Raw genomic sequence first — 14,519 nt, 5'->3', positions numbered from 1 at the left:
GATCTCGAAACTTCCGATCAGATATGGATCGCGGCCTTGCCGACCGCGAGACCGGCTTCCTTGACCGCTTCGGACAGGGTCGGGTGGCCGTGGCAGATCCGGCCGATATCCTCGGCCGAGCCGCCGAAGGCCATGACCGCGGCGATCTCATGAATCAGGTTGCCGGCTTCCGGGCCCATGATGTGGGCGCCGAGCACCGCGTCGGTCTTCTTGTCGGCGAGGACCTTCACGAAGCCCTCGGTCATGCCGACGGACTTGGCGCGGGCGTTGGCGGAGAAGGGGAAGGACCCCGCATTGTATTCGACGCCCGCTTCCTTCAGCTGCTCCTCGGTCTTGCCGATGCTCGCCACTTCCGGCCAGGTGTAGACGATGCCCGGAACGAGGTTGTAGTCCACGTGACCGGACTGGCCCGCCATGGTCTCGACCGCGGCCACGCCGTCTTCCTCGGCCTTGTGCGCCAGCATCGGACCCTTGATCACGTCGCCGATGGCGAAGATACCCTCGACATTGGTCTCGAAGTCGGCATCGACATCGATGAAGCCGCGTCCGTCCATCTTCACGCCGACCTTGTCGAGGCCGAGGCCCGCGGTGAAGGGGCGGCGGCCGATGGCGACCAGCACGACGTCTGCCTCGATGGTCTCCTTATCGCCGCCCTTGGCGGGCTCGGCGGTCAGGCTGACGCCGGTCTTGGTCTTCTTGGACGCGGTCACCTTGGTGCCGAGCTTGAACTCGATGCCCTGCTTCTGCAGCACGCGCTGGAATTTCTTGGCGACCTCGCCGTCCATGCCCGGGACGATCCGGTCGAGGAACTCGACCACCGTGACCCTGGCGCCAAGACGGGACCAGACCGAGGCCATCTCGAGGCCGATCACGCCGCCGCCGATGACGACCATGTGACCCGGAACCTTGGCGATCTCGAGCGCGCCGGTGGAGGTGACGATCTTCTTCTCGTCGATCTCGAGGCCCGGCAGCGGGGTCGGCTCGGAACCGGTGGCGATCAGGACGCGCTCGGTCTTGAGCACTTCCTTCTTGCCCTTATCCGGGGTGACCTCGACCTCGGTCGCGGACTTCACCACCGCGGTGCCGGTCTTCCAGTCGATCTTGTTCTTCTTGAACAGGAACGCGACGCCGCCGGTCAGCCCTTCGACCACGCTCGCCTTGTTCGCCATCATCTGCTTCAGGTTCAGCTTCACGGAACCGACATCGACGCCGATCTCCTTCAGGTGATCCTGTGCCTCGGCGAATTTCTCCGAGGAGGAGAGCAGCGCCTTGGACGGAATGCAGCCGACATTGAGGCAGGTGCCCCCGAGGGTCGCGCGCTTCTCGACGCACGCCACTTTCATGCCCAGTTGCGCGGCGCGGATCGCGGCCACATAGCCGCCGGGGCCCGCACCGATAACGACGAGATCGTAGCTGTCAGCCATGATGAATTGCTTTCTTGTCAGCTCGTTCGAGAAGAGGCCGCGCGCGGGCCGGGCCCGCGCGCGCCGCGATTACATGTCGATCAGCAGGCGGCGCGGATCTTCCAGCGCGTCCTTGACGCGGACCAGGAAGGTCACCGCCTCGCGGCCGTCGATGATGCGGTGATCGTAGCTCAGCGCCAGATACATCATCGGCCGGATCTCGACCTTGCCGTTCACGACCATCGGCCGCTCCTGGATCTTGTGCATGCCGAGGATGCCGGACTGCGGAGGATTCAGGATCGGGGTCGACATCAGCGAGCCGTAGACGCCGCCGTTGGTGATGGTGAAGGTGCCGCCCGTCATGTCCTGCATGGTGAGCTTGCCGTCCCGCGCCTTGCGGCCGAGATCGCCGATGCCCTTCTCCACGCCGGCGAAGTTCAGCTTGTCCGCATCGCGCAGGACCGGAACGACCAGACCCTGCGGCGTGCCGACCGCGACACCGATATCGTAGTAGTTCTTGTAGATCAGCTCGTCGCCGTAGATCTCGGCATTGACCGCCGGCAGCTCCTGCAGCGCGGCGATACAGGCCTTCACGAAGAAGGACATGAAGCCAAGCTTCACGCCGTGCTTCTTCTCGAAGCCGTCCTTGTAGAGATTGCGCAGCGCCATGACCTCGGTCATGTCCACCTCGTTGAAGGTGGTGAGCATGGCGGCTGTATTCTGCGCGTCCTTCAGGCGGCGGGCGATGGACTGGCGCAGGCGCGTCATCCGCACCCGCTCCTCGCGCGGATCCTCGGCGCGCGGCGGCAGCGGTCCGGCGGCGGCCGGCGCGGCACCGGCGGGAGCCGACGCGGTCGCCTTCGCGGTTCCGGCCTCGATCGCGGCCAGCACGTCGCCTTTCACCAGACGTCCGTCCTTGCCGGTCGGCTTGATCTTCGCGGGATCGAGATTGTTGTCCTCGATGAGCTTGCGCACGGCTGGAGACAGGGTCTTGACCTCGTGCGTGCCGGCAACGGCGGCGGGCGCAGCGGCCGGAGCCGGCGCGGGCTTCGGCGCTTCCTTGGCGGGCGCCGGAGCGGCCTCGGCCTTGGCTTCGGCCGGCTTCGCGGACTCTTCCTTCTTCGCCGGAGCGGCCCCTTCGGCGATCACGCCGAGCAGCGCATCGACGCCGACGGTCGCGTTCTCGGCGGCGACGATTTCCTGCAGCGTGCCGGCGACCGGCGCGGGAACCTCGAGGGTCACCTTGTCGGTCTCGAGTTCGACCACCGGCTCATCGGCCGCGACCGCGTCCCCGACGGCCTTCATCCACCGCGCTACCGTTGCCTCGGACACCGATTCCCCAAGAACCGGTACCTTGATTTCCGTCGCCATATCTCCGTCCATTCTCTTTAAAGGCGCCATGACCGGCGCATCATGTGATTTGCCGCCGGGGATGGGCCGGCGGCAATGACTTGGTTCGGATTATTCCGCCGCGAAGCGGCTGCCCTTGCTCATTTCCTCGCCGACCGCGAGCGCCTCGGAGACCAGTGCCTCCTGCTCGCGCACATGGCGGCCATGGTTGCCGGTCGCAGGCGAGGCGGCTTCCGCACGACCCGCATAGAGCGGGCGTTTGCAGGCACCGTCGAGCTCGATCAGTACGCTCTCGATCCGCCGGTCGACGAAGGACCAGGCGCCCATGTTCCAGGGCTCTTCCTGGCACCAGACCACTTCGGCCTGCGGGAACCGCGCCAGCTCCTGCATCAGCGCCGCGCGCGGGAACGGATAGAGCTGTTCCAGGCGCAGGAAGAAGACGTCGGTCTGGCCACGCCGCGCGCGCTCCTCGTAAAGATCGTAATAGACCTTGCCGGAGCAGATCACGACGCGCTTGACGTCCTTGTCCTTGCACAGCACCTCGTTGTCATACATGACGCGGTGGAAGGTCGTGCCTTCCGCCATCTCGTCGAGCGTCGAGACGCAGAGCTTGTGACGCAGCAGGGACTTCGGCGACATCACGATCAGCGGCTTGCGGAAATCCCGGCGCTGCTGACGGCGCAGCACATGGAAATAGTTCCCCGGCGTGGTGACGTTCACCACCTGCATGTTGTCCTCGCCACAGAGCTGCAGATAGCGCTCGAGACGGGCGGAGGAATGCTCCGGACCCTGGCCCTCGTAGCCGTGCGGCAGCAGCATCACCAGACCGGACATGCGCAGCCATTTGTGCTCGCCGGAGCTGATGAACTGGTCGACCACAACCTGGGCGCCGTTGGCGAAATCGCCGAACTGCGCTTCCCAGAGCGTCAGCGTATTCGGTTCCGCCTGGCTGAAGCCGTATTCGAAGCCGAGCACCGAGGCTTCGGAGAGCGGGCTGTCGATGACCTCGTAGGTCTGCTGGTCTTCGGCCAGGTGGTTGAGCGGGATGTAGCGCTCTTCACTCTTCTGGTCGATCCAAACCGAGTGGCGCTGAGAGAAGGTGCCGCGGCCCGAATCCTGGCCGCTGAGCCGGACCCCGTCGCCCTGCACCAGCAGGGTGCCGAAGGCGAGGCTCTCGGCGTTCGACCAGTCGATGCCCTCGCCGGTCTCGATCGCCTTGCGGCGCTGGTCGATCACGCGCTGCAGCTTCCGGTTCACATTGACGCCGTCCGGCACCTCGGTCAGCTTCATGCCGACCTCGCGCAGCGTGTCCTTGGCGACCGCGGTCTCGCCGCGCCGGGCATCGCCATGCGCCTTGGTGAAGCCGGACCACTTGCCTTCCAGCCAGTCGGCCTTGTTCGGCTTGTAGTTCAGGCCAGCCTCGAATTCGGCATCGAGATAGCTGTTCGCGTCCTCGACCATCTTGTCGGCCTCGCCCGCCTTGATCACCCCTTCGCGCTCGAGCTGCTCGGCATAGATCTGACGGGTCGTCTTCTGGGTCGCGATCTTCGAATACATGAGGGGCTGGGTGAACATCGGCTCATCCCCCTCGTTGTGGCCGAAACGGCGGTAGCAGAAGATGTCGATGACCACGTCGACGCCGAATTCCTGGCGGAACTCGGTGGCGATGCGGGCGACATGGACGACCGCTTCCGGATCGTCGCCGTTCACGTGGAAGATCGGCGCGGCGACCATCTTCGCGACATCCGTCGGATAGGGCGAGGAGCGCGAGAAGGCCGGAGCCGTGGTGAAGCCGATCTGGTTGTTGACGATGATATGCATCGTCCCGCCGGTCTTGTAGCCGCGCAGGTCGGAGAAAGCGAAGGTCTCCGCGACCACGCCCTGGCCCGCGAAGGCGGCATCGCCGTGCAGCAGGATGCCGAGCACCTTGCGGCGCTCCTTGTCGTTGCGCTGGGCCTGCTTGGCGCGGACGCGGCCGATCACCACCGGGTTGACGATCTCGAGGTGGGACGGGTTCGCGTTCAGCGTGAGGTGGACCTGCTTGTCGTCGAACTCGCGGTCCGCCGAGACGCCCATGTGGTACTTCACGTCGCCGGAGCCGCCGGCATCTTCCGGGTTGGCCGGGTTGCCGAGGAACTCGGAGATGATGGCGCGGAACGGCTTGCTCATGAAATTGCAGAGCACGTTCAGGCGGCCGCGGTGCGGCATGCCGATCACGACTTCCTCGAGACCGATCTGGCTGCCCCTTTTCAGGATCTGTTCCATCGCCGGGATCAGACTCTCGCCGCCGTCGAGGCCGAAGCGCTTGGTGCCGACATATTTGCGGCCGAGGAACTGTTCGAAGGTCTCCGCCGCCGTCAGCCGCTCGAGGATCGTGTGCTTGCCGCGCTCGGTAAACTCGGTGCGGTTGCGGATCTGCTCGATGCGTTCCTGGATCCAGAGCTTCTGGGCCGGGTCCTGCATATGCATGAACTCGACGCCGATGGAGCCGCAATAGGTGCGCTCCAGAAGATCCATGATCTGGCGCAGGGTCGCGGTTTCGAGACCGAGCACGTGATTGATGAAGATCGGGCGGTCCCAATCGTCATCGGTAAAGCCGTATTCGGCGGGATCGAGCTCCGGATGCGGATTCGGCGGCTCGAGACCCAGCGGGTCGAGCTTCGCCTTCAGATGGCCGCGGATGCGGTAGGCCCGGATCAGCATGATCGCCCGGAGCGAGTCCATGGTGGCCTGACGGACATCGGCGCCGTCAGCAGGTGCCGCGGCCTTGCCCGGCTTCGCCTCGCCGACGGGGCCGGAGCCGTCCGCCGACTCGCCGGTTCCGCCGATGACCCGGTTGCCGCGGTCTGCCCAGCTCGGCCCGTGCACGTCGCCTTTGACGTACCCGACCTCGTCGTGCAGCGTCGCGAAATAATCGCGCCAGCTTTCGTCTACCTGGGATGGATCTTGGAGATAACGCTCGTAGAGCTCGCCGATGAAGGGTGCGTTCGCACCCGAGAGAAAGGATTGATCGCTCACTGCCGTAGCCATATTGGAACCTGCCCCTTTTCAAAGTGGCTGTTCGGTTCTGCCTGATCCGGCTCCGCGCGCCCCTCGCGCAGGGCCTCAATTACCGTTGCGACAGTCCGCCGCACCGGTAAGCATGTTCTTATACTACTTAAGAATTTACGAACTTGAAGCCGTTCTGCATGGCAGATGGCAAAAAATCGCAAGGGTGAGTCCGGGCGGCAACGCATTTCCACCGCCCGGAACCCTGGAATCAGCCCTTGATGGCCTTCACCATGGTGGTGCCAAGGGAGGCCGGGCTGTCCGCCACGAGGATTCCCGCGGAGCGCATGGCTTCCATCTTGGAGTTGGCGTCGCCCTTGCCGCCGGAGATGATCGCACCGGCATGGCCCATGCGACGGCCCGGAGGGGCGGTGACGCCGGCGATGAAGCCGCACATCGGCTTCTTCACCTTGTTTTGCTTCAGGAATTCGGCCGCATCCTCTTCCGCGGAACCGCCGATTTCACCGATCATGATGATCGCTTCGGTCTCCGGATCGCCGAGGAAAAGGTCCAGCGCGTCGATGAAGTTGGTGCCGTTCACCGGGTCGCCGCCGATGCCGATGCAGGTCGACTGGCCGAGGCCGGCCGCCGTGGTCTGCGCCACCGCTTCGTAAGTCAGCGTGCCGGAGCGCGACACGATGCCAACCTTGCCGCGGCGGTGGATGTGACCCGGCATGATGCCGATCTTGCAAGCGTCCGGAGTGATCACGCCGGGGCAGTTCGGGCCGATCAGGCGGGTCTTGGAGCCGCTGAGGGCACGTTTGACCTTCACCATGTCGAGCACCGGGATACCTTCGGTGATGCAGACCACCAGCGGGATTTCCGCATCGATCGCTTCCAGGATCGAGTCCGCGGCGAACGGCGGCGGAACGTAGATCACGGAGGCGTCGCAGCCGGTCCGCTCGCGGGCTTCGTGCACGGTGTTGAAGACCGGCAGCCCGAGATGGGTCTGACCGCCCTTACCGGGCGTGACGCCGCCGACCATCTTGGTGCCGTAGGCGATCGCCTGCTCGGAGTGGAACGTGCCCTGGCTTCCGGTGAAGCCCTGGCAGATCACTTTGGTATTCTCGTTGACCAGAACGGCCATCAGGCTGCCTCCTTCACCGCTTTGACGATTTTCTCGGCCGCATCCGCGAGATTGTCCGCCGAGACGATCGGCAGGCCGGAATCGGCCAGGATCTGCTTGCCGAGATCGACGTTGGTGCCTTCGAGGCGCACAACGAGCGGCACGTGCAGGCTGACTTCCTTGGCCGCGGCGACGACGCCTTCGGCGATCACGTCGCAGCGCATGATGCCGCCGAAGATGTTGACCAGGATGCCTTCGACGTTCGGATCGGAGAGGATGATCTTGAAGGCGGCGGTGACCCGCTCCTTCGTCGCCGAGCCGCCGACATCGAGGAAGTTCGCCGGCTCGGAGCCGTAGAGCTTGATGATGTCCATGGTCGCCATCGCGAGACCCGCGCCGTTGACCATGCAGCCGATGGAGCCGTCGAGCTTGACGTAGTTCAGCTCGTACTTGCCGGCCTCGAGCTCGGCCGGATCCTCTTCGGTCTCGTCGCGCAGCTCGGCCACGTCCTTGTGGCGGAACAGCGCGTTGTCGTCGAAGCCCATCTTGGCATCGAGCGCGATGACGTCGCCGGAGCCGGTGACCACGAGCGGGTTCACTTCGACCATGGCGGCGTCGAGATCGGTGAAGGCCTTGTACATGGCCATGAGGAACTTCACCGCCGACTTGATCTGATCGCCCTCGAGACCGAGCGCGAAGGCGATGCGGCGGGCGTGGAAGCCCTGCATGCCGGTGACCGGGTCGATGGCGATGGTGACGATCTTTTCCGGGGTCGCCTCGGCGACTTCCTCGATCTCCATGCCGCCCTCGGTCGAGGCCATCACGGTGACGCGGCTGGTGTCGCGGTCGACCAGCAGGCTGAGGTAAAGCTCGCGCTTGATGTCGCAGCCTTCCTCGATATAGACGCGGCTGACTTCCTTGCCGGCCGGCCCGGTCTGCTTGGTGACCAGCGTGGCGCCGATCATCTCGCCGGCGTTGGACTTCACGTCCGCCACCGACTTGACCACGCGGACGCCGCCGGCGCCCTGTTCGTTGCCCTTGAAGCGTCCGGCACCGCGGCCGCCCGCATGAATCTGAGATTTCACGACCCAGACCGGACCGCCGAGATCGTTGGCGACCTTCTCGGCCTCCTCCGGGGTGTAGGCAACGCCGCCCCGCGGCACCGCCACACCGAACTTGGCCAAGAGCTGCTTGGCCTGATACTCGTGGATGTTCATGGCTCTCCCATTTCGCTTGCCCCGGCTTTGGCGCGGGAGGCGCCGAACCCGTTGCTGCGACCGGCCGAAACGGCCGGCCCTATCCCCCACATGCGGGAAGCGGCCCGGTGCCGCAGTATTTCACTCTAGCACCGAACCGCAGGATCACAAATGGTGGTATACCACATACCACCATTCACGTTTTAGATCCCGAGCTTCGCCGCAACCTCGTTCAGGCTCTTCACCGCGTTGACCGAATGGTCGAACATGGCTTTCTCGTCGGCATTCATCTCGATCTCGACGATCCGCTCGACGCCGTTCGCGCCGATCACGCAGGGCACGCCAACATAGAGACCATCGAGGCCGTACTCGCCCGAGCACTGGGCGGCGCAAGGCAGAACCCGCTTCTTGTCCTTGAGATAGGAGTCGGCCATCTGGATCGCCGAGGAAGCCGGAGCGTAGAACGCGGAACCGGTCTTCAGCAGACCGACGATCTCTGCACCGCCGTCACGGGTGCGCTGCACGATCTGGTCGACCTTTTCCTGCGTGGTCCAGCCCATCTTCACCAGATCCGGAACCGGGATGCCGGCAACGGTGGAGTAGCGGGTCAGCGGAACCATGGTGTCGCCGTGGCCGCCGAGCACAAAGGCGGTGACGTCCTCGACGGAGACCTTGAATTCCTCGGCGAGGAAGTAGCGGAAACGGGCGCTGTCGAGCACGCCGGCCATGCCGACGACCTTGTTGGCCGGCAGGCCGCTCAGCTTCTGCAGGATGCCGACCATCACGTCGAGCGGGTTGGTGATGCAGATCACGAAGGCATCGGGGCAGTTCGCCTTGATGCCGTCGGCGACGGCCTTCATGACCTTGGTGTTGGTTTCGATCAGGTCGTCGCGGCTCATGCCCGGCTTGCGCGGGATGCCGGCGGTGACGATGACGACATCGGAGCCCTTGAGCGCGCCGTAGTCGTTGGCGCCAAGCATGCGGCTGTCGAAGCCTTCGACCGGAGAGGCTTCGGCGATATCCAGCGCCTTACCCTGGGGGATGCCCTCCACGATATCGAAAAGCACTACGTCGCCGAGTTCCTTGAGACCGGCGAGCAGCGCCAGCGTGCCGCCGATATTCCCTGCGCCGACAAGCGCGATCTTGTTGCGAGCCATCTTGTTCCCCACTCCTCTGGTTCGGGACAGATCCGCCGCGCCGTCAAGGCTTCGGCCTCCTCCTGGACGGCGGAAAACCGAGGCGCGGTGTAGCGCGTTTCCCGACCCCCCGCAAGGCCCGAGCCGGGCCGTGCCGGCAGCGGGGCAGACAATCAGAATTTCGGGGCGCTGCTTTCGACCTTCAGAAGATGATCCAGGCCCGGGTAAAGATCGGACTGAACGAAGTCCACGCGCTGCTGAATCCCTACATTCGGCTTGGCGAACCGGGTCCGCCATTCATAGACCTTGACCGTCAGTCCGCACAGCACCTCGGCCAGGCTCGCCTGGTGCGCCAGGATCAGGTCGCGGGCGGTGCGGAACTCTTCGAGTGTGAGGTGTTCCCAGTCGAAAATCGCCTGTTTGTCGAAAGCGCGAAAGCGTTCGACGACGCTGTTGGTGATCATGTCGATCGCGGCCGAGACCTGCTTCAGACGCTTCATCGCCTGATCGCCCTGACGGAAGCTGCCGCGGGCGCCGGCTTCCTCGATCCAGCCGTGCAGCTCCTTGATGCGCGGAATGATAAGATTGAGGTAGCTGCGGTAATAGCCGAGCGAAAGGAAGGCATCGCCGTAATCCTCCAGCAGTTCCGGCAGCGCATCGAGGTCGGTCTCCAGCATGGCCGAGAGCTGCTGCAGTCGCTCCCGCGCCCTGTCCTTGTTGGCCATCGCCATAATGTCGCGGAGGCTGCGCGGATCGGTGATGTCCATATCGCTGTCGCCGAACACGTGACGGACCAGCGGACGCGTGAGATTCCGCATGTGCCCTGCGAGTTCCCGCTTCTTCTCGTCGGACAGGCTGAGAACGTCCGTCGCCTCGACATCGAGCCCGCTCGTGCGCACCGCGCGCCTCAGCGAATAGCAGTCGAAGGCCGGAAGGCCCGCCGCCTGTTTCAGCATCGGGATGTCGTGGCGAGTCAGGTCCTCGCCCGGATCGACATAGTTCGGGAGTTCTTCGATGCCGAATTGGCCGCTGCCGGTTCCGGTGCCGCGGAACGCCTCCACCCTGGTCTCGAGACGGACATTCTTGATCAGCCGCAGCCGCAGCAATCCCCGGCTGCGGACCGGCAGGGCGGCGCAGGCAAAGGTATTGATCGAGTCCCTGTCCTCGCGATCGATGACCTTCCGCGAAACGTCTGTCTGGAGGAGCGAATCTGACATGGAACTCCGTGTCGATCTGTCTGCGCCGGTCAGGCGAAGGTCGCGGCCTTGCGCTCGATCCCGGCCAGACGATCGAGCCCGGAGCGGAGATCGGTCATGACGAATTCCGCCCGGCGCTCGAAGCTGCCGCCTCCGCCTGGGAAGCGCTGCTCCCACTCGTAGATCTTCACGACAAGACCGCACAGCACGGCAGCCAGGCTGGCCTGGTGATCAGTGATCAGCGTGCGCACCCGGTTGAAGGCGGAGATCGTGACGCGCTCCCAACGGATCTGCGTCTTGGTGTCGAAATTGGTGAAGCGTGTCGTCAGCGACTGCGAGAGCGCACCCAGCAGGTTCGCGGTCTTGCGCAGCGCCGTCCCTGTCACCGGATCGTTCCCGATATGCGCCGGCCGCCGCGCTTCCTCGATCCACTCCTGGAGGGCCGCGATACGCGGCGCGAGGTCGTCGAGGTGATGCCGGTAGAAACCGAGAGAGAGGAAGACGTCGCCATAATCCTCGAGCATGTCCGGCAGCTTTTGGCGGCTGGTCTGCAGGGAGGCCGCGAGGCGCTCGAGCCGCATGCGCACGGCGATGCCCTCGGCCTGATCGAGCAACTCGCGGATCGCCTGGGGATCGCTCAGCTCGATCTCGTTCGTACCGAACACATACTGGACCAGCGGGCGCGTCAGATTGCGCATGTGCGGCTGGAGTTCCCGCTTCTTCGCCGCACTGAGGGAGAATGCCGAGGCGTCGTCAACCTCGATACCCGCGGCACGCAGGCCGCGGCGCAGGGAATAGGGATCGAAGCTCTCCATCTCCCCGATCTTTTCCAGCATCGGAACGTCGTGATGCACGAGATCGTCCGTCGCGGCCACGAAGTCCGGCAGTTCGTCGATCGCGACCTGACCGCTGCCCATGCCGGTCTCGCGATAGAGCTCGATCCGGGTTTCCATGCGGACATTCTTGATCAGCCGGAGCTTTTTCGCCCCTTTGCTGCGCAGCGGCAGGATGGCGCAATCGAGCGTATGCAGGGAATCCTGATCGCGGTCCGGCACCAGCGGGGTCCGCGCGGCGGAAAAATCGATGGCATAAGCGATGACACTCTCCCGGGAATTCTATTCTTATCCGGAGCGTTCTGCCCACCATGCGATATATCACGCGCTATCTTAAGTTACTCTTAAGATTACAAATTAAATTTATGCATTTTTTTAGATACCGGACAACCTCTTGCGCCACCACCTATTCCCGGGTGTCAGCGGCGACGGGATTCGAAGTAATCCAAGGATTGCATTTCCATCAGGCGTGAAATCGTGCGGTCGAATTCGAAACCCCAATCCTCGCCGTCATAGAGCTTTTCCGGCGTCGCTTCGGCCGAGGCGATCAGGCGTACGCCCTGATCGTAGAGCGCATCGATCAACGTCATGAACCGGCGCGCCTGGTCCCTGTTCGCGGCCCCGAGAACCGGGATATCGGAGAGAATGACCGTGTGGAAACGTTCGGCCACGGCGAGGAAGTCGGCGGCGGCCAGCGGCTGGTCGCAGAGGTCGCGGAAGCCGAAGCGGGCGACCCCGGCAGCGGCCGCCGGAACGTGGATCTTCCGGCCCTTGCGCTCGATCACATCCGGCTCGGGCTCCGCATCGGTCAGATCGGCGAAGGTCTCATCCAAAGCCGCGTCCGCTTCGGGACCGCTCGGCACGTGATAAACCGTCTTCCCGCGCAGCCGTCCGAGCCGATAATCCTCGCCGTCGTCGAGATGGAAGACCTCGTGACGCGCCTTCAGGATGCCGATGAAGGGCAGGAACAGGTCGCGCTGCAACCCGTCCTTGTAGAGTTCGTCCGGTGCCCGGTTCGAGGTCGCGACCACCACCACGCCGAGTTCGAACATGGCGAAGAACAGGCGCGAGACGATCATCGCGTCGGCGATATCGCGGACCTCGAACTCGTCGAAACAAAGCAGCCAGGCGCTGTCGGCGAGCTTCTGGGCGGTCGGACGGATCGGCTCCGCGGTCCGGGACACCTTGTTCTCCTGACGCCACTGATGGATCAGCTCGTGCGCCTCGCGCATGAATTCGTGGAAATGGATCCGGCGCTTGCGCTCAACCTGGGCGCCTTCGAAGAACAGGTCCATGAGCATGGATTTGCCGCGCCCGACCGAGCCGTAGATATAGAGACCCTTCGGCGGGTTGGTGGGCTTTCTGCGGGCGAAGCCGAGCTTCGCGGTCCAACCGGTCTTGGCCTGCGGCGGACGGTAGTCGAGCAGCTGGTCATGCAGCCATTGCAGCTTCGCCGCCGCAGCTTCCTGCGCCGGGTCCTTCGCGATGGAGCCGTCCGCGACAAGGGCTTCGTAGCGGGCCAGCGGCCCCTGCTTATTCACTGTGCCATTCTCCTGCCGGATCGGCCGGAAGCGCCAATCCCCCGGCGCCAAGAACTCGCGCTTTTGGCCGCCGAGGTCAAGCGGGCGCCGGATCGGTCCGGTGTCAGCGCCCTCCGGAAACCTCGAGAATGGACCCGGCACAATATCCCGCGGCGTCGCTCAGCAGCCAGACGATCGCCTCGGCGACCTCTTCCGGTGCCGCGGATCGGCCGATCGGCGTCGTCGGGCCGAGACGGGCGGCGCGATCCGGCGCACCGGCACTCGCATGGATGTCGGTATCGATCATGCCGGGCGCGACCGCGTTGACGCGGACGCCGTCGCCGATGACCTCGCGCGCGAAGCCGATGGTGAAGGAATCGACCGCTCCCTTGGAGGCGGCATAGTGGGTGAATTCGTTCGGCGCGCCGAGGCGGGCGGCGATCGAGGAGAGGTTGACGACGGCGCCGCCCTGGTGGCCGGCCTTGACCGACATCCGGCGCGCGGCCTCGCGGCAGCAGAGAATCAGGCCGACGACATTCAGGTTCATGACCTCGGCGATCGCCGCGGCGCTCATGTCCTGGACTTTTGAGATCTTGCCGGTGATCCCGGCATTGTTCACCAGACCGCGCACCGGACCGAGCGCCGACTCGGCCTCGTCGAACAGGCGGACGATATCCGCCTCCTTGCTGGTATCGCCCTGGATCACCACGGCGCGCCGTCCCTCGGCCTCGACCTTGGCGGCGACGTCGCGCGCGGCGGCCTCGTTGCCAACATAGTTGACGGCAATGTCCCAACCGTCCCGCGCCGCCAGAAGAGCCGTCGCCGCCCCGATTCCGCGGCTTGCGCCGGTGATGATGCAAAGCCCCTTACTCATGCCGATCCCCCCTTAGAGCGTTCTTTGGGGGGATCTTAACGCGGTTCAGTCCGTGGAGCGAACCTCGGCTGCAAAGCGGACGGAAGCGCGCAGCTCGGCCTTCTGGGCCACCGTGTCGCCTGCCGTGCCGCCGTCGGCCATCAGTTTCGGCGCGGCTTCGGCGCGCATCATCTGCGCCGGCAGCGGACGCGGCATGCCACCGGTCTGGAAATTGATCGCCGCGACGCGGTAGCCGCGGTCGGGATAGACGGCCTTCAGACGCGCCAGTTCCTCGGCCGCGCTCTTGTAGATCTCGGCCCTCAGTTCCGCCATGGCCGCCTCGCGCTCGGCCAATGTGGGCGTGAAGTCGATCCCCAGGACCGCATAGCTCCTGCCGGCCTCTCCGAGGTCTTTGACTGCCGCGCCAAGACCGCCGAGTTCGCCGCTCGGCAGTCGCGCTTCGGCGGTGATCCGCCAGCGCTCGAATCCGGCCTCGTCGCGGAGCCTGTCATAACCGACCAGACGCCAGGCGGCCTTGTTGGAGATTTTCTCCAGATCCTGTTTCACCGCCTGCCGCGCGGCACCGAAACCGCCGGATTTAACCGCGAGATCGGCCGCCACCGCGACGGTCGCTGACTCCGTCTCGACCCATTTCTCCAGGCTGAGATCCAGCGTGACGATATCATCGCGCACACTATCCGCATGGACCACCTGTGGCGCGGCGAAAAGCATCAGCACCGCAAGAGCGAGGGAGAGGCAGTATCGGATCATGGTCAAACTCCGGAATGGATAAAGAACGGGTGCAGCATCGCCGCGAATTGCGTCGGTAAAATGACGCATGGGTCACATCGGTTCCACCAGCCATGTCGTTTTCACGCATTCGCGACTGGTTCGGTACCTGAATTCACGATAGGGTAA

11 protein-coding genes are annotated in these 14,519 nt (G+C 64.6%); all 11 read right to left on the bottom strand.

What is annotated here, in order from left to right; all coding sequences use genetic code 11:
• Nucleotides 1-17: 17 nt before the first annotated feature.
• The gene (gene lpdA, locus IG122_RS15770) at nucleotides 18-1,424 is read right to left on the bottom strand and encodes a dihydrolipoyl dehydrogenase (RefSeq protein WP_193185387.1); all 1,407 of its coding nucleotides are present in this window, start codon (nucleotides 1,422-1,424) and stop codon (nucleotides 18-20) included.
• Nucleotides 1,425-1,493: 69 nt separating this feature from the next.
• On the bottom strand, nucleotides 1,494-2,774 hold the full coding sequence (gene odhB / locus IG122_RS15765; RefSeq protein ID WP_193185383.1) for a 2-oxoglutarate dehydrogenase complex dihydrolipoyllysine-residue succinyltransferase: 1,281 nt from the start codon (nucleotides 2,772-2,774) through the stop codon (nucleotides 1,494-1,496).
• A 90-nt stretch (nucleotides 2,775-2,864) separates the two neighbouring features.
• Nucleotides 2,865-5,783, bottom strand: a complete 2,919-nt coding sequence (locus tag IG122_RS15760; RefSeq protein ID WP_193185380.1) for a 2-oxoglutarate dehydrogenase E1 component — start codon at nucleotides 5,781-5,783, stop codon at nucleotides 2,865-2,867.
• 229 nt (nucleotides 5,784-6,012) lie between these two features.
• Nucleotides 6,013-6,888: a succinate--CoA ligase subunit alpha gene (sucD, locus tag IG122_RS15755; RefSeq protein ID WP_193185377.1), complete on the bottom strand. Its 876-nt coding sequence runs from the start codon at nucleotides 6,886-6,888 to the stop codon at nucleotides 6,013-6,015.
• Nucleotides 6,888-8,084 (bottom strand): ADP-forming succinate--CoA ligase subunit beta, encoded by a 1,197-nt coding sequence (gene sucC, locus IG122_RS15750; RefSeq protein ID WP_193185373.1) that lies wholly within the window; start codon nucleotides 8,082-8,084, stop codon nucleotides 6,888-6,890. Before sucC ends, sucD begins: the two co-directional genes overlap by 1 nt.
• A 182-nt stretch (nucleotides 8,085-8,266) precedes the next feature.
• On the bottom strand, nucleotides 8,267-9,220 hold the full coding sequence (mdh, locus tag IG122_RS15745; protein WP_193185369.1) for a malate dehydrogenase: 954 nt from the start codon (nucleotides 9,218-9,220) through the stop codon (nucleotides 8,267-8,269).
• 152 nt (nucleotides 9,221-9,372) lie between these two features.
• Entirely contained in the window at nucleotides 9,373-10,416 is a 1,044-nt protein-coding gene (locus tag IG122_RS15740) for a hypothetical protein (RefSeq protein WP_193185365.1), read from the bottom strand.
• Nucleotides 10,417-10,445: 29 nt separating this feature from the next.
• Nucleotides 10,446-11,450: a hypothetical protein gene (locus tag IG122_RS15735; protein ID WP_193185362.1), complete on the bottom strand. Its 1,005-nt coding sequence runs from the start codon at nucleotides 11,448-11,450 to the stop codon at nucleotides 10,446-10,448.
• Nucleotides 11,451-11,647: 197 nt separating this feature from the next.
• The gene (zapE, locus tag IG122_RS15730) at nucleotides 11,648-12,769 is read right to left on the bottom strand and encodes a cell division protein ZapE (protein ID WP_193185359.1); all 1,122 of its coding nucleotides are present in this window, start codon (nucleotides 12,767-12,769) and stop codon (nucleotides 11,648-11,650) included.
• Between the two features lie 103 nt (nucleotides 12,770-12,872).
• Nucleotides 12,873-13,622, bottom strand: coding sequence for an SDR family oxidoreductase (locus tag IG122_RS15725; protein WP_193185356.1), 750 nt, complete (start codon nucleotides 13,620-13,622; stop codon nucleotides 12,873-12,875).
• Between the two features lie 45 nt (nucleotides 13,623-13,667).
• Nucleotides 13,668-14,372, bottom strand: coding sequence for an SIMPL domain-containing protein (locus tag IG122_RS15720; protein WP_193185353.1), 705 nt, complete (start codon nucleotides 14,370-14,372; stop codon nucleotides 13,668-13,670).
• Between the last annotated feature and the right edge of the window lie 147 nt (nucleotides 14,373-14,519).

Source organism: Nisaea sediminum, from assembly GCF_014904705.1.
Lineage (GTDB): Bacteria > Pseudomonadota > Alphaproteobacteria > Thalassobaculales > Thalassobaculaceae > Nisaea > Nisaea sediminum.
This window is presented reverse-complemented; position numbering and strand designations above follow the sequence as displayed.